Source organism: Streptomyces silvae, assembly GCF_016745505.1.
GTDB lineage: Bacteria > Actinomycetota > Actinomycetes > Streptomycetales > Streptomycetaceae > Streptomyces > Streptomyces silvae.
The window spans coordinates 1-19,464 of the sequence record NZ_JAERUC010000087.1 but is presented as its reverse complement, the minus strand read 5'-3'; the positions used below and the strand labels follow the sequence as shown (position 1 = coordinate 19,464).

Below are 19,464 nucleotides of genomic sequence, written 5' to 3'. Positions count from 1 at the left end.
AGGTCGCGAGCGGGGCCTCCGGAGGGCTCCCCGCCCTCGACGGACCCGCCCTCGACGGACCTGCCCTCGACGGACCTGTCCCCGTCGGACCTGCCCCCGGCAGATCCGGGCGACCCGGCAACGACTGGTCCGGCGGAGGGTCCGGCACGTCAGGTCCGGCGGCGGGTCCAGCAGCAGGTCCGGCTACCGCTCCGACGGGGGGTCCGGTGGCGCTGTCCTGAGCAGTTCGGTCAGGAGGCGTACGGCGCCCCGCTTGTGCAGCGGCTCGTTGCCGTTGCCGCACTTGGGGGACTGGATGCAGGAGGGGCAGCCGGCCTCGCACTCGCAGGACGCGATGGCCTGACGCGTCGCCGTGAGCCACGTACGGGCCGTGTGGAAGGCGCGCTCGGCGAAGCCGGCACCGCCCGGGTGACCGTCGTAGACGAAGACCGTGGGAAGGAGCGTGTCGGGGTGCAGCGGAACGGAGACGCCGCCGATGTCCCAGCGGTCGCAGGTGGCGAAGAGCGGCAGCATGCCGATGGAGGCGTGCTCGGCGGCGTGCAGGGCGCCTCCGAGGATCTCCGGGGTGATCCGGGCGGCGTCGAGCTGGTCCTCGGTGACCGTCCACCACACGGCGCGGGTGCGAAGGGTCCGGGGTGGCAGGTCGAGTTTGGTCTCGCCCAGGACCTCTCCGGTGATCAGCCTGCGGCGCAAAAAGGAGACGACCTGGTTGGTGACCTCGACGGAGCCGAAGCAGAGCCGCCCGTCGCCCCACGGAATCTCGGTGTCGGTCTCCAGCACGGCGATCGCGGTCGTGTCGCGGGCGTTGGTCGAGTAGGGAGGGACGGCTTCCTCCACCAGGGCCACCGAATCCTCCAGGTCCAGCGTACGGACGAGATAGGTCCGTCCCTGGTGGAGGTGGACGGCGCCCTCGTGGACGGCGGTGTGCGCCGCCGACTCGTCCACGGTCCCCAGCAGCCGGCCGGTGCCTTCCTCGACGATCTGGACGGGACGGCCGCCCCCGCCGCGGATGTCGGTGAGGTCGGCGGCGCGTTCACGGCGTGTCCAGTGCCAGCCCGTCGTCCGCCTGCGCAGCAGCTTCGCGGCTTCCAGCTGGGGCAGGAGCTCGGGCACCGCCGGGCCGAAGAGCTCGATGTCGGCCTCCGTGAGAGGCAGCTCGGCCGCCGCGGCACACAGGTGGGGAGCCAGGACGTACGGGTTGTCCGGGTCCAGGACGGTCGACTCCACAGGCTGCTGGAACAACGCCTCGGGGTGGTGGACGAGGAAGGTGTCCAGCGGATCGTCCCGGGCCACCAGGACGGCGAGGGCGCCCTGGCCCGAGCGTCCTGCGCGGCCCGCCTGCTGCCAGAGGGAGGCACGGGTGCCCGGATAGCCGGCGATGACCACGGCGTCCAGGCCGGAGACGTCGATGCCGAGCTCCAGGGCGGTCGTGGCGGCCAGTCCGAGCAGGTCTCCGGAGTGCAGGGCCCGCTCCAGGGCCCGGCGCTCCTCGGGCAGATAACCGCCGCGGTAGGCGGCGACGCGCCCGGGCAGCGAGCGGTCCACCTCGGCGAGCCGTTCCTTGGCGATGAGCGAGATGAGCTCGGCGCCGCGCCGGGAGCGTACGAAGGCGACCGACCGCACGCCCTGGAGTGTCAGGTCGGTCAGGAGGTCGGCGGTCTCGGCTGTGGCGGTACGGCGTACGGGAGCACCCTTCTCGCCGTGCAGCTCGGTCAGCGGCGGCTCCCAGAGGGCGAAGACCATCTCGCCCCGGGGTGAGGCGTCGTCGGCGACCTCCTTGACCGGCAGGCCCGTGAGACGGCCCGCGGCGACCGAGGGCTGTGCCGCGGTGGCGGAGGCGAGGAGGAAGACGGGGTCGGCTCCGTAGCGGGCGCAGAGGCGGCGTAGACGGCGCAGCACCTGGGCGACGTGGGAGCCGAAGACTCCCCGGTAGGTGTGGCACTCGTCGATCACGACGAAGCGGAGGGAGCGGAGAAAGGAGGCCCAGCGGGGATGGGACGGGAGGATGCCCCGGTGCAGCATGTCGGGGTTGGTGAGGACGTAATTGGCGTACTGGCGCACCCATTCGCGTTCTTCGACAGGCGTGTCCCCGTCGTAGACGGCCGGCCGGATCGCGGAGCCGAGGGGGGCCGCGAGCGCCTTCACCGCGCGGCGCTGGTCGGCGGCGAGGGCCTTGGTGGGGGCGAGGTACAGGGCGGTGGTGCCACGGCCGTTCGGGGCATGGGAGCCCTCGAGGAGGGTGCTCAGCACCGGAGCGAGGTAGGCGAGCGACTTGCCGGACGCCGTCCCGGTGGCGATGACCACGGACTCGCCGTCCAGGGCGTGCTCGGCGGCAGTGGCCTGGTGCGTCCACGGATGGTCGATTCCGGCCCTGCCGATTGCCGAGATCACTTCTGGACGGATGCGATCCGGCCAGAGGGCATGGGTTCCCGCACGCGGGGGCAAGTGCTCCGTATGAGTGATGCGCGCTGCCCGGCCCGCCGCTGCGGCGAGCCGGTCGAGAACCACCGTGGGAGAGGGGCGCGAGCCCGCGTTCTCGGGTGGTCGACTGGGGCGGTGATTCTTGGCCATCGGCACCGAGTGTGTCACTGGCGTGACGGACAATGGTCCCAAGGCGTCGTGCATGGCTGCTGGTAAGTGATTGAATGCCATCGCGGCTGGCGATCCGTCCCCTGGCCTCCGTCGGGGAGACCGAGGGGCGACCGCTCGATAGCAAGGTGCTGGAGGATCCGTGGACCTGTCCCTGTCGACTCGCAATGTGTCCGGGCCTGGTGGCGACCGTACGGTCGTCGAGGTCGGTGGCGAGATTGATGTGTATACCGCGCCCAAGCTGCGCGAGCAGTTGGTCGAGTTGGTGAATGACGGCAGCTACCACCTGGTTGTCGACATGGAAGGCGTCGACTTCCTCGACTCCACCGGCCTCGGCGTGCTCGTGGGCGGCTTGAAGCGTGTCCGGGCCCATGAGGGCTCGCTGCGCCTGGTGTGCAACCAGGAGCGCATTCTCAAGATCTTCCGGATCACAGGTCTGACCAAGGTGTTTCCCATCCACACCACGGTCGATGAGGCTGTCGCGGCTACCGACTGACGTCGGGCGCGGGTCGGCAGCTCCCAGGTCGGCGTGCGCGCAGTGACAGACCGGCGGGCGGCAGCAGACGGGCCGCCAGGAGCAGGCGGTCGGCCATGTGGTCGGCTGCCGGCTTTGTCGGTTCCCGGAGGAGAATGAGACAGGGGTACCGGGCGCCACGCCCGGGCCCCTGAGATGCACGCCCATACGTTCGAGGGGGATGGCATGCCAACCGTTGAACTCCGCTTCAGCGCTCAGCCTGAACACGTCAGGACGGCCCGCCTCGTGGCAGCCGCCGTGGCGCGCCGGGCGGGTGTCGACGAGGCGGTGCTCGACGAGGTCAGGCTCGCAGTCGGCGAGGCGTGCAGCCGTGCCGTGGGGCTGCACCGGAGCCATGACATCGCCGCCCCGATCACGGTTGTGCTGACCGAGGAGGAGAAGGCGTTCTCCATCGAGGTCGGGGACGGGCATGCCGCTCAGGGAAGCGACGCCTCGGGCGTGGGCACTCCTGGCGGAGGCCCGGACCAGCCGGATACCGATGCCGACAGCGAGGACGAGATGGGCCTCGCCGTCATCAGCGGGCTGGTCGACGACGTGGAGGTCCGCACGGGTGCGGACGGCGGAGTGATCCGCATGACCTGGCCGACGGCCCCTGCCGTGGTGCTTCCCTGAGCCATCCGCCCTGTGCGGCCCTGGCGCAGCCCCCGCCGCTCCGTCGCTCCTTGTGGCGGTCCTTGGGCATCCCCCTGCCGTCCCGTGCGGCTCCGGGACTCTGCCGCACACCTTCCGGCGCGTCAGTGCCGGCCCCCGCTGCCCCGTGCGACCCTTCCCGTACGGCGCCCGGTCCCCTTTTTCGTGCCCGCGCGGTCTTCGGGTGACAGTTGTGATCACCATTTTGTGCCCTGCTGAGCAGGGCTTTTTTATTCGCGCTTGATCAATGATCTCCCGTAATTACGTGCGAGCCAGATGTGTGCCAGATGCGCACCAGATGTGTGCCATGAGTGGGCCGTGCGCGTGCCATGCTTCTGTCCCATTACTGCATTCGGGTACGAGTCCGCGCGAGATCATTTGCCATTGGGTGGACGAAAGTCGATTTCATTGACCACCCACTGTTTTGATCAGGATTTGCTCCCTACAATCCGTCCACGTCTTGAGCGCTCAGCGTCAAGGAGGACGTATGGCGGAGTTCTTCGACACCCCAATGGCAGAACTGACGCACGTTCCCGTACCTTCCGGCCGCTCCACCTCACTCGCAGCAGCAGTTCTCACCGATGGCAACAGGCTGATCGTCGTCGTCATCGCGGTCGTCGCCCTGGCCGCACTGGTCGTGGCCCAGCTGCTCGTACGGCAGGTGCTGGCGGCCGGTGAGGGCACCGCACGTATGAAAGAGATCGCGGCGGCCGTCCAGGAAGGCGCGAATGCCTATCTGACCCGGCAGCTGCGCACGGTCGGCGTCTTCGCCGTCGTCGTGTTCTTCCTGCTCCTGCTGCTTCCGGCCGACAACTGGTCGCAGCGCGTGGGGCGCTCACTGTTCTTCCTGGTGGGTGCGCTTTTCTCGGCAGCCACCGGATACATCGGTATGCGGCTCGCGGTCCGCAGCAATGTGCGGGTGGCGGCTGCCGCGCGTGAGGCGACTCCGGCGGAAGGGGAGCCGGAAAAGGATCTCACCACCGTTTCGCACCGGGCGATGAAGATCGCTTTTCGTACCGGTGGCGTGGTCGGAATGATCACCGTCGGCCTCGGCCTGCTCGGCGCCTCGTGCGTCGTGCTCGTCTACGCCGCCGACGCGCCCAAGGTGCTGGAGGGGTTCGGCCTCGGTGCCGCACTGATCGCCATGTTCATGAGGGTCGGGGGCGGCATCTTCACCAAGGCCGCCGACGTGGGTGCCGACCTCGTGGGCAAGGTGGAACAGGGCATCCCCGAGGACGATCCGCGCAACGCCGCCACCATCGCCGACAACGTGGGCGACAACGTCGGTGACTGCGCGGGCATGGCCGCCGACCTCTTCGAGTCGTACGCGGTGACGCTCGTGGCCGCGCTCATCCTCGGCAAGGCCGCCTTCGGCGACGCGGGACTCGCCTTTCCGCTGATCGTCCCGGCCATCGGGGTGGTCACCGCGATGATCGGGATCTTCGCCGTCGCGCCCCGGCGCGCCGACCGCAGCGGCATGAGCGCCATCAACCGGGGGTTCTTCGTCTCCGCCGTGATCTCGCTGGTCCTTGTGGCCGTCGCGGTCTTCGTCTATCTGCCCTCGACGTACGCCGAGCTGGACGGGGTCACCGACGGCGCCATCACCTCGCACGGCGGCGACCCGCGGGTCTTCGCCCTGGTCGCGGTGGCCATCGGGATCGTGCTCGCCGCCCTGATCCAGCAGCTCACCGGCTACTTCACCGAGACCAGCCGGCGGCCTGTCCGGGACATCGGGAAGTCCTCGCTGACCGGCCCGGCCACCGTGGTGCTCGCGGGCATCTCCATCGGCCTGGAGTCGGCCGTCTACACGGCGCTCCTGATCGGGCTCGGCGTCTACGGTGCGTTCCTGCTCGGCGGTACGTCGATCATGCTGGCGCTCTTCGCGGTCGCCCTGGCCGGGACCGGCCTGCTGACCACCGTGGGTGTCATCGTCGCGATGGACACCTTCGGCCCGGTCTCCGACAACGCCCAGGGCATCGCCGAGATGTCCGGGGACGTCACGGGTGCGGGAGCGCAGGTCCTCACGGACCTGGACGCCGTCGGCAACACCACCAAGGCCATCACCAAGGGCATCGCGATCGCCACGGCGGTCCTCGCCGCGTCCGCGCTCTTCGGCTCGTACCGGGACGCCATCGCTACGGCTGTCGACGACGTGGGGGCCCGGGCGGGGGAGCTCGGGCTGAGTCTGGACATCTCGCAGCCGAACAACCTGGTCGGCCTGATTCTGGGAGCCGCGGTCGTCTTCCTCTTCTCCGGGCTGGCCATCAACGCGGTGTCCCGTTCGGCGGGAGCCGTGGTCCACGAGGTGCGGCGGCAGTTCCGTGAGCACCCCGGGATCATGGACTACACGGAGAAGCCCGAGTACGGCCGTGTCGTCGACATCTGCACCAAGGACGCGCTGCGCGAGCTGGCCACGCCAGGGCTGCTCGCGGTCCTGGCGCCGATCGCGGTGGGTTTCACCCTGGGCGTCGGTGCCCTCGGCTCGTATCTCGCGGGCGCGATCGCCACCGGCACCCTGATGGCCGTCTTCCTCGCCAACTCCGGTGGGGCGTGGGACAACGCCAAGAAGCTCGTCGAGGACGGTCACCACGGCGGCAAGGGCAGCGAGGCCCACGCCGCGACGGTGATCGGCGACACGGTCGGCGACCCGTTCAAGGACACGGCGGGCCCCGCCATCAACCCGCTTCTCAAGGTGATGAATCTCGTGGCGCTGCTCATCGCCCCCGCGGTGGTGCAGTTCAGTTACGGGGATGACGCGAGCGCGGGTGTACGGGCTCTGATCGCCGTCATCGCCATCGTCGTCATCATCGGCGCGGTCTACGTGTCCAAACGGCGGGGGATCGCCGTGGGCGACGGCGACGGCGACGGTCCGGGCGGTGACAGTGGCGGAGCCGGGCCCGCCAAGTCCACGGGGCCTGCGGCCGTTTCCTGAACCGGGAGGGCGAGAGGCAGAGGGCGGGTGCGTATATGACACCCGTTCAGTAGGGCTGCGGGCGGCGCGTTCTGACGTGCCGTCCGCGGCCGGGCCTCCCCGGGCCGCACTGCTGTCAGGGCGCACCTGGACATCTGTCCGAGCGGGCAGGTGAGTTGTATCTCCCTTGTTTCGCTTGGTGCAAATGGCTGCAAAAGAATATATATCGGATGCCCGCCGCCAGATTGTCGCCCACTTGGCGTGTAAGTTCCGGGGCCGAGAGCCTTGGAAGGGACCCAATCCGGTGAACAAGAAGCTTGCAGCCGCACTGTCCGGCGGTGCGGTACTCGTACTGACGCTGTCGGGCTGCAGCGACGACAGCGACAACAAGGTGAACGACTGGGCGAAGAAGGTCTGCGACCAGGTCCAGCCGCAGCTGCAGAAGATCGCGAACGCCAACGCCGCGATCCAGCAGCAGACGGCCGACAACAGCAAGCCCGCCGACGTCCAGAAGACCGACTCGGCCGCCTTCCAGCAGATCTCGCAGGCGTACAAGGCGCTGGGCTCGGCCGTGCAGTCGGCGGGCGCGCCGCCCGTGGACGGCGGGGAGACGACCCAGAAGGAGGCCGTGAAGGAGCTCAACGCCTCCTCCGTGGCCTACGCGAACCTGAAGACGAAGGTCGACGCGCTCGACACGAAGGACCAGGCGAAGTTCGCCGACGGCCTCAAGGGCATTGCCGACGAGCTGAACAAGATCAGCACCAATGGTGACCAGGCGCTGAAGAAGCTCCAGTCCGGCGAGGTCGGCTCCGCGATGGCCAAGCAGAAGGGCTGCCAGAAGCCGACGGCCTCGGCTCCGCCGGCCTCCGCGCCGTCCGCCCCGGCCGCCGAGTCCGGTTCGCCCTCGAAGTCGGCGTCGCCTTCGGCCTCGGCGAGCGAAAAGGTCTGACCGCGTACGGCGTGCACCTGCTGTGGCCGTCCGCGCGTCCGTCCGTGCGTCCGTAGCGGCGCAGACCCGCCTCGCAGCGGCCCGGCTGCCCTTCGTGGGCGCCGGGCCGCTGCCGTTGTCGGCGGGAGCGGACACAATGGTCGGGTGAGTACGTCCAGCCTTCCCGCATCCGACCACGCCCTCCGGCTCCGCGAAGCCCTGATCGCCGCCGCCTTCACCGCCGACGGCCTCCTCGAACGCCTCGGCGCGCCCGCGTACGCCGCACTGGCCCGCAGCGAGACCGTGCCGGCGCTCCGGGCCACCCGCGGGGATTCGCCGCTCGACACGCTGGTGCGGCTCTTCCTCCTGCAGCGCCCCGTCCCCGCCGCCGCGGCCGCCGCGGCCCTCCCGCTGGAGGAGTGCGTCCAGGACGGCTGGGCGGTCCGTGAGGGCGACCAGGTCAGAGCCACCGTCGACGTACGGCCCTACGGCGGGCCCGAGGGCCAGGACTGGTTCATCGTCTCCGACCTGGGGTGCGCGGTCGGCGGGGCCGGCGGCATCGGCTCGCACGAGGAGGGCGTCGTCCTCGGCGTCGGCGGGGCGTCCACCACGCTCGCCGGAATCACCGTACGCAAGCCCGTGGCCTCCGCCCTCGACGTCGGTACGGGCTCCGGAATCCAGGCCCTGCACGCCGCCCAGCACGCCACCCGGGTCACGGCCACGGACGTCAACCCGCGCGCCCTGGAATTCACCCGCCTCACCCTCGCCCTGTCCGGCGCGGCCCCCGCCGATCTGCGGGAGGGCTCCCTCTTCGAACCCGTCGGTACGGAGACGTACGACCTGATCGTGTCCAACCCGCCCTTCGTCATCTCGCCCGGAGCCCGGCTGACGTACCGCGACGGGGGCATGGGCGGCGACGATCTGTGCCGGACGCTCGTGCAGCAGGCCGGGGACCGGCTCAACGAGGGCGGTTACGCGCAGTTCCTCGCCAACTGGCAGCACGTGGAGGGTGAGGAATGGCAGGACCGGGTGCGCTCCTGGGTGCCCGCGGGGTGTGACGCCTGGATCGTGCAGCGCGAGGTGCAGGACATCACGCAGTACGCCGAGCTGTGGCTGCGCGACAGCGGCGACCACCGCACCGACCCCGCCGTGTACACCCAGCGGTACGAGGCCTGGCTGGACGAGTTCGAAGCCCGGAGCACCAAGGCCGTCGGCTTCGGCTGGATCACGCTCCGGAAGTCCGCCGAGGCCGCCGCCGGTAATCCCTCGATCGTGGCCGAGGAGTGGCCGCACGCCGTGGAGCAGCCCCTCGGATCCGCCGTCGAGGCCCACTTCGCACGGCAGGACTATCTGCGGGAACACGACGACGCCGCGCTGCTCGCCGCGCACTTCACCCTGGCCGAGGAGGTCGTGCAGGAGCAGGTCGGGCTGCCCGGCGCGGAGGACCCCGAGCATGTGGTGCTGCGTCAGCACCGCGGGATGCGGCGGGCGACGAAGGTCGACGCCGTCGGGGCCGGCTTCGCGGGCGTGTGCGACGGGTCGCTGCCCGCGGGCCGGATTCTGGACGCCATCGCCCAGTTGATGGCGGAGGACCCGGTGCTGCTGCGCGACCGCACCCCGCAGGCGATCCGGCTGCTGGTGGAGGAAGGCTTCCTGGACCCCGTGCGATGACCCGTGCCGTGTCCTCGGCCTCCCCGGGGCTCCGGATTCCCCACGCCGGGGGTGCCCCTGATGCTCCGAAGCGCTCCGCTCCCGGGCGTCCGGGCCGGGTTATGCGACGTACAACACCCGCCTGACCAGCGACTCCACGTCCGATCGTGCGCTGCGGCCGGGCCGGTGCGCGGGTTCCGCTCGCGGCCGTTCCCCGGGCAGCCGCACGCTGTTCATCCGGGGTTCGCGCCGGCGCCGCCCCGGCGTGGCAGCCTCCCCTCTGCCGAGCCGTCCGCACAGCGTGGCGGCACGGGAGCCACGGGAGGCGTGGCGGCGTACGAGCGCCCGGGCGGCAGCCGCCGGGACGAGCGTGAGGGGTACGGACATGGAGAGTGTCACCGCGGTCTTCGCCGGTGCGGCCTTCGCGCTGTTCGGCGCCGCCCTCCTCGTCTGGACGGGGGCGCGCGCCATCCAGCGCGCGCCGGTCGCGCTCGGTGTGAGCCCCGTCGCCTCCACCGCTCTCGCCACGCTCTTCGGCGTACTCTTCCTCGTTCTCGGCGTGTGGTGCTTCACCCGCATCTGAACCCGCATCCGATCCACATCTGATCCGCATCCGAGCCGCGTCCGATCGCATCCGAGCCGCTTCCGATCCGCTTCTGATCCACTTCCCCGGCAGGGGCTGCGGCCGTCCGGCGGCGGTCCCGCAGGTTCCCCGGCGGGACCGCGAAACCCGCAGGCGGCAGTGGTGCGCGGAGCGGACCGGACGGTCCGGGCGGCAGGAATGGCGGAAGTCGGGTTACCGTTCGAGTGGCCGTTGCGGGCTTTTGCCGTTTGACACGGGGGCGGGTTGTACCGTCACACTCCGCAGCGACAGCACCGCGGGCAGCGTCAGAGCGCTGCCCGGATGCCCACGAGTGCCGACCGGAGAGAAGAGCGAAGTTGTCCCCGACCAGCGAGACCGCAGGCCGCCGACTCGTCATTGTCGAGTCGCCTGCCAAGGCGAAGACGATCAAGGGCTATCTCGGCCCCGGATACGTCGTCGAGGCGAGCGTCGGGCACATCCGCGACCTGCCGAACGGCGCCGCCGAGGTGCCGGACGAGTACACCGGTGAGGTACGCCGCCTCGGCGTGGACGTCGAGAACGACTTCCAGCCGATCTACGTCGTCAACGCAGACAAGAAAGCCCAGGTCAGGAAGCTCAAGCAGCTCCTCGCCGAATCCGACGAACTCTTCCTCGCCACCGATGAGGACCGCGAGGGCGAAGCCATCGCGTGGCACCTGCAGGAAGTGCTCAAGCCCAAGGTCCCGGTCCACCGGATGGTCTTCCACGAGATCACCAAGGACGCGATCCGGGCCGCCGTCGCCAACCCGCGCGAGCTCAACCAGCGCATGGTCGACGCCCAGGAGACCCGCCGTATCCTCGACCGTCTCTACGGCTACGAGGTCTCGCCGGTCCTGTGGAAGAAGGTCATGCCGCGGCTCTCCGCGGGCCGTGTCCAGTCCGTCGCCACCCGGCTCGTCGTCGAGCGGGAGCGCGAGCGCATCGCCTTCCGGTCCGCCGAGTACTGGGACCTGACCGGCACCTTCGCCACCGGGCGCACCGGTGACGCGTCCGACCCCTCGACGCTCACCGCCCGCCTCAGCGCGGTCGACGGGCGCCGCATCGCCCAGGGCCGTGACTTCGGTCCCGACGGGCAGCTCAAGCAGGGCTCCGCCCAGACGCTGCACCTGGACGAGACGAACGCCCGCGCCCTGGCCGCCGCGCTCGCCGACTCCGCGTTCGCGGTCCGCTCGGTCGAGTCGAAGCCGTACCGCCGCTCGCCGTACGCCCCCTTCCGCACGACGACCCTCCAGCAGGAGGCGAGCCGCAAGCTGGGCTTCGGGGCCAAGGCCACGATGCAGGTGGCGCAGAAGCTGTACGAGAACGGCTTCATCACCTATATGCGTACGGACTCCACGACCCTCTCGGACACCGCGGTCTCCGCGGCCCGGGCGCAGGTCACCCAGCTGTACGGGGCGAACTACCTGCCCGACAAGCCGCGCACGTACGCCGGCAAGGTCAAGAACGCGCAGGAGGCGCACGAGGCGATCCGCCCCTCCGGCGACCGCTTCCGCACCCCGGCGGAGACGGGTCTCACCGGCGACCAGTTCCGGCTCTACGAGCTGATCTGGAAGCGGACCGTCGCCTCCCAGATGAAGGACGCCGTCGGTAACTCCGTCACCGTCAAGATCGGTGGCCGGGCGAGCGACGGCCGGGACGCCGAGTTCTCCGCGTCCGGCAAGACGATCACCTTCCACGGCTTCATGAAGGCGTACGTCGAAGGCGCGGACGACCCGAACGCCGAGCTGGACGACCGTGAGCGCCGGCTGCCGCAGGTCGCCGAGGGCGACGCGCTGACCGCCGACGAGGTCACGGTCGACGGCCACGCCACCAAGCCGCCGGCCCGCTACACCGAGGCCTCGCTGGTCAAGGAGCTCGAAGAGCGCGAGATCGGCCGCCCGTCGACGTACGCCTCGATCATCGGGACCATCCTCGACCGCGGTTACGTGTTCAAGAAGGGCACGGCCCTGGTGCCGTCGTTCCTCTCGTTCGCGGTGGTCAACCTGCTGGAGAAGCACTTCGGCCGGCTCGTCGACTACGACTTCACCGCCCGCATGGAGGACGACCTCGACCGCATCGCGCGGGGCGAGGCCCAGTCCGTGCCGTGGCTGCGCCACTTCTACTTCGGCACCGGCGACGACACGACCGGCGCGGGCGCGGCCTCCGCCGCGGGCAACGGCGACGGGGACCACCTCGGCGGTCTGAAGGAGCTCGTGACCGACCTGGGCGCGATCGATGCCCGGGAGATCTCCTCGTTCCCCGTCGGCAACGACATCAAGCTCCGCGTCGGCCGCTACGGCCCGTACATCGAGCGGGGCGAGAAGGACTCCGAGGGCCACCAGCGCGCGGACGTGCCGGAGGACCTGGCGCCCGACGAGCTGTCCGTGGAGCTGGCGGAGGAGCTGCTGGCCAAGCCGAGCGGCGACTTCGAGCTCGGCGCCGACCCGGTGACCGGTCACCAGATCATCGCCAAGGACGGACGCTACGGTCCGTACGTCACCGAGGTGCTGCCCGAGGGCACACCGAAGACGGGCAAGAACGCGGTGAAGCCGCGGACCGCCTCGCTCTTCAAGTCCATGTCGCTCGACACGGTGACGCTGGCGGACGCGCTCAAGCTGATGTCGCTGCCGCGTGTCGTCGGTGAGGACGCCGAGGGCGTCGAGATCACCGCGCAGAACGGCCGCTACGGCCCGTACCTGAAGAAGGGCACGGACTCGCGTTCCCTGACGTCCGAGGACCAGCTCTTCGACATCACGCTCGAAGAGGCCCTCGCGATCTACGCGCAGCCGAAGCAGCGCGGGCGGGCCGCCGCCAAGCCGCCGCTGAAGGAACTGGGCACGGACCCGGTGAGCGGCGCCCCGGTGGTCGTGAAGGACGGGCGCTTCGGCGCGTACGTCACCGACGGCGAGACCAACGCGACGCTGCGGACCGACGACAGCGTCGAGGACATCACGGCGGAGCGCGGCTACGAGCTCCTCGCCGAGAAGCGGGCCAAGGGGCCGGCGAAGAAGAAGACGGCGAAGAAGGCTCCGGCCAAGAAGACGGCCGCGAAGAAGGCCACGGCGGCGAAGAAGACGACGACCGCCAAGAAGACGGCCGCCACCAAGACGACGGCCGCGAAGAAGACGACCGCCAAGAAGGCGCCGGCGAAGAAGACGGCCACCGCGGCGAAGCGGACGGCGTCGGCCTCGTCGGAGGAGAGCTGACCGCAGCGCAGGACACGTGGTCGTCGTAGGTGAGCGTCGGAAGGGCCGGGGAGACCCGGCCCTTCCGGCATGCACGGGGAGCACGTCCCGCGTTCCCGTTGGGCATATGTTCGGACGCGGCCCCCGGACACCGCACCGCTCCCGATAGGCTGGGCGGATGACGCGAGCCGAGCAGCCACCGGTCGTGAGCCCCACCTCCGACACACTTGCCGCAGACTCACGCGAGCGCGCCGTACGAGCCCTGTTGCGTGTTCCCCCGCTCCGGCGGTTGTGGAGCGCCCAGCTCGTCGGAAGTATCGGCGATTCACTCGCCCTTCTCGTGCTTGTGCTGTTGTCGCTGCAAGCGGCGGTCCTCGAGGGCTCCTTCGGGGCCGGATACCGCGGGGCGGCCTTTGCTGTCGCCGCCGTGTTCGGTGCCCGGATTCTTTCCACCGTGCTCTTCGGAGCCGTACTCCTGGGGCCTCTGACGGCGCTCACCGCGCCCGGCGGCCCCGTCGACCGGCGCTGGCTGATGATCGGGGCGGACGCGCTGCGTCTCGCCCTGCTGGTCGTCGCGCCGCTGTGGATCGACTGGATGCCTGACAAGGCACTCATGATGATCCTGATCACCGTGTTCCTGGCCGGTGTCGGCGAACGCCTGTGGGCGGTCGCCAAGGAGAGCGCGGCTCCCGCGCTGCTCCCCGTACCGCCGCCGGAGGGCGCCGCCGTGCGCCCGCTGCCGGACCACCTCGACGCACTCCGCAGGCTCTCCCTGCGGACGAACTTCCTGTCCGTCCCCGCGGCCGCCGCCGTGCTGGTGGTCGCCGCGCTGATCGGCGAGCTGCTGGGCACCGGCTTCGACTGGTTCTCCTTCCACCAGGCCGCCCTCGGGTCCTACATCGCGGCGGGGCTCTTCTCCGCCTCCGTGTCGACCCTGTACTTCCTGGAGCTTCCGGCCACCCAGACGCCCCGCCCGCGCTCGCCCCTGGAGGGCCTGCGCCGGCCGGCGACCGGAACGGGGTCCGACAAGGGCCGCACCGGCAGCATCCCGCTGGTCGTCGCCGCGTGCTCCGCGGTCGCCGGCGCCATCGCCGCCGCGGCGGGCGTCTCCGTGCTGCACGCCGCCGACCTCGGTGGCGGGCCCGCCACCTTCGCCCTGCTGATCCTCGCCCTGACCGGCGGCACCGCGCTCGGTATCCGTACCGCGCGCAAGGTGCTGCCCGCCCTGTCGCGGCGCAGGCTGCTGGCCCTGGCGGTCGCCGTCACGGGTGTGGCACTGCTCGCCCTCGGCCTGGTGCCCGACACCGCCACGGGTCTGCTGATCGCCCTGCTCGCCGGTTACGCGGCGGGGGTCGCCGCCCACATCGGGCACGCCGTCATCGACCAGGAGACGGAGGCCTTCCGCCAGGCCAGGGCCACCGAGCACCTCCAGGCCGTCGTCCGGGTGCTGGTCGCGCTCGGCGCGGTGGGCGGGCCGCTGCTCGCCGCCGCCATCGGGCGGCACCGCCTGGGCTCCGGCGACTTCGTCTTCGCGCACGGTGGGGCGGCGTTCGCGCTGATGCTCATCGGCGCCCTGCTGCTGCCTGTCGCGGTGATCGTCCTCGCCAGGACCGACGACCGTGCCGGTGTGCCGCTCCGCCGTGACCTGCGGGAGGCGCTGCGCGGCGGCGACCCCGCCGTCGCACCTGCAGCGAACGGCTTCTTCCTGGTCCTGGAGGGCGGCGACGGAGCCGGCAAGTCCACCCAGGTCGAGGCGCTCGCCGAATGGATCCGGGCCAAGGGCCACGAGGTCGTCGTGACCCGCGAGCCGGGGGCCACCCCGGTCGGCAAGCGGCTGCGCTCGATCCTGCTGGACGTCTCGTCGGCCGGTCTGTCGAACCGGGCCGAGGCACTGCTGTACGCCGCCGACCGCGCCGAGCACGTCGACTCGGTCGTCCGGCCGGCGCTGGAGCGCGGCGCGATCGTCATCTCCGACCGCTACATCGACTCCTCCGTCGCCTACCAGGGCGCGGGTCGTGACCTCGCCCCGACCGAGATCGCCCGGATCTCGCGCTGGGCGACGAGCGGGCTCGTACCGCATCTGACGGTGCTCCTGGACGTCGACCCGGAGACCGCGCGGGAACGCTTCACCGAGGCGCCCGACCGGCTGGAGTCCGAGCCGGCCGAATTCCACACCCGGGTGCGGTCCGGCTTCCTGACCCTCGCGGCGGCCGACCCGGCCCGCTACCTGGTGGTGGACGCCGGGCAGGAACCGGAGGCGATCACCACCGTCGTACGCCACCGGCTCGACCGGCTGCTCCCGCTCTCCGAGGCCGAGATCAGGGCCCAGGAGGAGGCGCGCAAGGCCGCCGAGGAGGAGGCCAGGCGCAAGGCCGAGGAAGAGGCCGCCCGCAAGGCCGAGGAGGAGCGGCTGGAGCGTGAGCGGCAGGCTCAGCTCGCCAAGCTCCGCGCCGAGGAGGAGGAGCGCAGGCGCCGCGAGGAGGAAGAGGCACGTCAGCGCGAGGCCGAACGGCAGGCGGAGGAGGCCAGGCAGCGTGCCGAGGACGCCCGCCGCCGCGCCGAGGAGGAGCGGGCCCGGCTGGAGGCCGAGGAGCGGGTGCGCGAGGCCGAGCAGGAGCGGCTGCGCCTGCAGGCCCAGGAGGAGGCACGGCTCCGCAAGGAGGCGGAGGAGCTTCGCCTGGAGAAGCAGCGCAAGGCGGAGGAGGCGCTGGTGAGGGCCGAGGAGGCCCGCCGTCGCGCCGAGGCCGACGCGGCCGCCCGGGCGGAGGAGGCCGCTGCCGCACAGCGCTCCCAGGAGTCCGGACGGCCCGGTTCCGGGTCCGCCGGGCAGTCGGTGCCGGACAACGAGCTCACCGTCCCGACCCCGGTGGTGAACCCGAACGAGATCACGCAGCCCGTTCCGGTCGCCCGGCCGGACCGCCCGGCGCCCGACGCGGACGAGACGACGGTCCTGCCGCCCGTGCGTGACGCGGACGAGACGGCCGTACTGCCGCCCGTACGCGACGAGAACCCGTCCGGCGGCCGCGACAGGCGCCGGCCCTCCGCTCCCGAGAGCGAGAACGAGCGCACGCGGGAGCTGCCGCAGGTCAGTGACGACCCGCAGGCAGGACGCCCGGCGAAGGACGGCCCCCGCCAGAAGCGGCCGCGCTCCGACTGGGCCGAGGAGACACCGCTCGACGATCTGCCGTCCCTGGCCGACGAACTGCTCGGCAGCCAGGACGACGACCAGGGCGGCTCCGGCCGGGGCGGGCGTCGGCCGCGCCGCTGACGGCCGTCAGGCCGATCGCACGAGTACGAGTACGAGTACGGGCACGGGTACGGGTACGGAACGCCGGGATTGTCAGACCCTTCCCGCACAATAGGGAGGCGCTGGGATTCCGGCGTTCCAGCACCACGCCACCGGAAGGGCGGTGACCATGACCGTATGGGACGACCTGGTCGGACAGGACCGGGTGCAGGAGCAGCTCGGTGCCGCCGCCCGGGACGCCGATGTGCTGGTCACGGCCATCTCCGACGGCGAGCCGGTGCCCCCCGGCTCCAAGATGACCCATGCCTGGCTGTTCACCGGGCCGCCGGGGTCGGGCCGCTCCACCGCCGCCCGCGCCTTCGCCGCGGCGCTCCAGTGCACCAGCCCCGACCGCGCGCTGGGCGGGGCTCCCGGCTGCGGCTTCTGCGACGGCTGCCACACCGCGCTGATCGGGACCCACGCCGATGTCGAGGTGATCCGCACGGATCTGCTCTCGATCGGTGTGAAGGAGACCCGTGAGCTCGTCCGCCGCGCCCAGCTGTCCCCTGCCGTGGGCCGCTGGCAGGTCATCGTCATGGAGGACGCCGACCGTCTCACCGAGGGCGCGGGCAACGTCCTGCTGAAGGCGGTGGAGGAGCCCGCGCCCCGCACGGTGTGGCTGCTCTGCGCCCCCTCCCTGGAGGACGTGCTGCCCACGATCCGCTCCCGCTGCCGCCACCTCACGCTGCGGACGCCTCCGGTGGACGCCGTGGCCGATGTGCTGATCCGGCGCGACGGCATCGACCCCGAGCGGGCCGCGTCCGCCGCCCGTGCCACCCAGGGGCACATCGGCCGGGCGCGCCGGCTGGCCACGGACGAGCGGGCGCGTGCCCGCCGTGCCGCCGTGCTCAAGCTCCCGCTGCGCGTCCATGACGTCGGAGGCTGCCTCAAGGCGGCCCAGGAGCTCATCGACACGGCGACGGACGACGCCAAGCAGGTCGCCGAGGAGGTCGACGTCAAGGAGACGGACGACCTGAAGGCGGCGCTCGGCGGCGTCGCGGGCGGCCGGATGCCGCGCGGGACGGCGGGTGCGATGAAGGAGCTGGAGGACCGGCAGAAGCGCCGCAGGACACGTACGCAGCGCGACAGCCTCGACCTCGCGCTCAGTGAACTCACCGGTTTCTACCGCGATGTGCTGGCGCTTCAGCTCGGTTCGCGGATCGCCCTGGCCAACACCGATGTACGGGACGCCCTGGACAGGATCGCCGAGTCGTCCACCCCCGAGCGCACCCTGCGCCGGATCGAGGCCGTGATCGCCTGCCGGCGCGCCCTCGACCGTAACGTCGCGCCCCTGCTTGCCGTGGAGGCCATGGCGGTGGCGCTCCGGGCGGGCTGACGTCCGGGGCGTGCGGGTGGGGCGTGGGCACGTGAGGGTGCGCGGTCCTGGGTGAATTCACCCGTATGAGCAGGGAATCGGGCGAGTCGTCGCTTGGCGGCTACGCTCCGGGGATGGACACCAGGCGCCTGCTCCGTTTCCTTGCCACCGCGCTCGGCACTGCCGGCCTTCTCGTCTCCGGCTGCAGCAGCGGAGGTTCGGCGCCGAGGGCGTCGGCGACGGGTTCGGCCGCCACCGAGGAGCTCGAGCCGTACTACGGGCAGAAGCTGCGCTGGCGGGACTGCGGTGTGGAGGGCTTCCAGTGCGCCACGATGAAGGCCCCGCTGGACTACGCGAAGCCCGGCGGCGGGGACGTGAAGCTGGCCGTCTCCCGTAAGAAGGCCACCGGTCCGGGCAAGCGGATCGGCTCGCTCCTGGTGAATCCGGGCGGCCCCGGCGGCTCGGCCGTCGGCTACCTCCAGGGGTACGCGGCCATCGGCTACCCCGCCCCGGTCCGCGCGCGGTACGACATGGTGGCCATCGACCCGCGCGGGGTGGCCCGCAGCGAGCCGGTCGAGTGCCTCACCGGCAAGGAGATGGACACCTACACACAGGTGGACCAGACCCCGGACGACCAGGGCGAGGTCAACGCGCTGGACTCGTCCTTCCAGAAGTTCGCCGACGGCTGCCAGAAGCGCTCCGGGACGATCCTCCCGCATGTGTCCACGGTCGAGACGGCCCGGGACATGGACATCCTGCGTGCGCTGCTCGGCGACGAGAAGCTGAACTACGTCGGCGCCTCGTACGGGACGTTCCTCGGAGCGACGTACGCCGATCTGTTCCCCGCCCGGGTGGGGCGTCTCGTCCTGGACGGGGCGATGGACCCCTCGCTCCCGGCCGTCGACATCAACCGCGACCAGACCGCGGGCTTCGAGGCGGCCTTCCAGTCGTTCGCCGCGGACTGCGTGAAGCAGACCACCTGCCCGCTGGGCACCACGTCCACCACGGACGCGGCGACCGCCCTGAAGAAGCTCTTCACCGATCTGGACGCCGAGCCGGTGCCGACCGGTGAGAGCCGGCAGCTGACGGAGTCCCTGGCGACCACGGGGGTGATCGCCGCGATGTACGACGAGGGCTCCTGGCCCCAGCTCCGCGAGGCCATCGCGGGCGCACAGCGCAAGGACGGCTCCGGACTCCTCTCGCTGGCCGACAGCTACTACGAGCGCGGGCCGAGCGGGAAGTACGCCAATCTGATGTTCGCCAACGCCGCGGTGAACTGCCTCGACCTGGAACCGGCCTTCGCCGGTCCCGCCGAGGTGGAGAAGGCGGTCCCGGAATTCGAGAAGGCCTCGCCGGTCTTCGGCCGGGGCTTCGCCTGGGCCGCGCTGAACTGCGCCGCCTGGCCCGTGAAGCCCACCGGTACCCCGCACCGCACCGAGGCGGAGGGCGCCGCCCCGATCGTCGTGGTCGGCACCACCCGCGACCCGGCCACCCCCTACAAGTGGGCCGAGTCCCTCGCGGACCAGCTCTCCTCCGGCACTTTGCTCACCTACGAGGGCGACGGCCACACCGCGTACGGCCGGGGCAGCGACTGCATCGACACGGCGATCAACACCTACCTCCTGGACGGCACGCCGCCCAAGGACGGCAAGAAGTGCACCTGACCTGCGGATACGGCGACAGGGGTAGCCGGTACGGAGCACCCCTGGAAACTGTGTAGACTTGGCGTCGCTGCTGACCGCACCATGGTGCGACAGAGCGTGCCGCCTTAGCTCAGTTGGCCAGAGCAACGCACTCGTAATGCGTAGGTCTCGGGTTCGAATCCCGAAGGCGG

Annotated in this window: 11 protein-coding genes; 10 read left to right on the top strand and 1 reads right to left on the bottom strand. The window is 71.2% G+C overall.

What is annotated here, in order from left to right:
* Positions 1-183 precede the first annotated feature (183 nt).
* Positions 184-2,652 (bottom strand): DEAD/DEAH box helicase, encoded by a 2,469-nt coding sequence (sftH, locus tag JKV81_RS13085; RefSeq protein ID WP_129264363.1) that lies wholly within the window; start codon positions 2,650-2,652, stop codon positions 184-186.
* 79 nt (positions 2,653-2,731) lie between these two features.
* On the opposite strand from sftH, the gene JKV81_RS13080 reads away from it, so the two are divergent.
* From JKV81_RS13080 to JKV81_RS13035, 10 genes are all read left to right on the top strand, one after another.
* The gene (locus JKV81_RS13080; protein ID WP_003967428.1) at positions 2,732-3,085 is read left to right on the top strand and encodes an STAS domain-containing protein; all 354 of its coding nucleotides are present in this window, start codon (positions 2,732-2,734) and stop codon (positions 3,083-3,085) included.
* 204 nt (positions 3,086-3,289) lie between these two features.
* Positions 3,290-3,736: an ATP-binding protein gene (locus tag JKV81_RS13075; protein ID WP_124277644.1), complete on the top strand. Its 447-nt coding sequence runs from the start codon at positions 3,290-3,292 to the stop codon at positions 3,734-3,736.
* A 505-nt stretch (positions 3,737-4,241) separates the two neighbouring features.
* Positions 4,242-6,686, top strand: coding sequence for a sodium-translocating pyrophosphatase (locus JKV81_RS13070; RefSeq protein WP_202075971.1), 2,445 nt, complete (start codon positions 4,242-4,244; stop codon positions 6,684-6,686).
* Between the two features lie 283 nt (positions 6,687-6,969).
* A complete protein-coding gene (locus JKV81_RS13065; RefSeq protein ID WP_202075969.1) occupies positions 6,970-7,614 on the top strand; it encodes a small secreted protein in 645 nt (214 codons plus the stop codon).
* Positions 7,615-7,758: 144 nt separating this feature from the next.
* The gene (locus tag JKV81_RS13060) at positions 7,759-9,264 is read left to right on the top strand and encodes a DUF7059 domain-containing protein (RefSeq protein ID WP_129264358.1); all 1,506 of its coding nucleotides are present in this window, start codon (positions 7,759-7,761) and stop codon (positions 9,262-9,264) included.
* A 364-nt stretch (positions 9,265-9,628) separates the two neighbouring features.
* Positions 9,629-9,826: a hypothetical protein gene (locus JKV81_RS13055; protein WP_129264355.1), complete on the top strand. Its 198-nt coding sequence runs from the start codon at positions 9,629-9,631 to the stop codon at positions 9,824-9,826.
* Positions 9,827-10,182: 356 nt separating this feature from the next.
* A complete protein-coding gene (gene topA, locus JKV81_RS13050; protein WP_202075968.1) occupies positions 10,183-13,050 on the top strand; it encodes a type I DNA topoisomerase in 2,868 nt (955 codons plus the stop codon).
* 157 nt (positions 13,051-13,207) lie between these two features.
* Entirely contained in the window at positions 13,208-16,297 is a 3,090-nt protein-coding gene (gene tmk / locus JKV81_RS13045; protein ID WP_129264351.1) for a dTMP kinase, read from the top strand.
* A 148-nt stretch (positions 16,298-16,445) separates the two neighbouring features.
* The gene (locus tag JKV81_RS13040; protein ID WP_099173664.1) at positions 16,446-17,651 is read left to right on the top strand and encodes a DNA polymerase III subunit delta'; all 1,206 of its coding nucleotides are present in this window, start codon (positions 16,446-16,448) and stop codon (positions 17,649-17,651) included.
* A gap of 113 nt (positions 17,652-17,764) precedes the next feature.
* Positions 17,765-19,294: an alpha/beta hydrolase gene (locus JKV81_RS13035; protein WP_202075967.1), complete on the top strand. Its 1,530-nt coding sequence runs from the start codon at positions 17,765-17,767 to the stop codon at positions 19,292-19,294.
* Positions 19,295-19,464 lie beyond the last annotated feature (170 nt).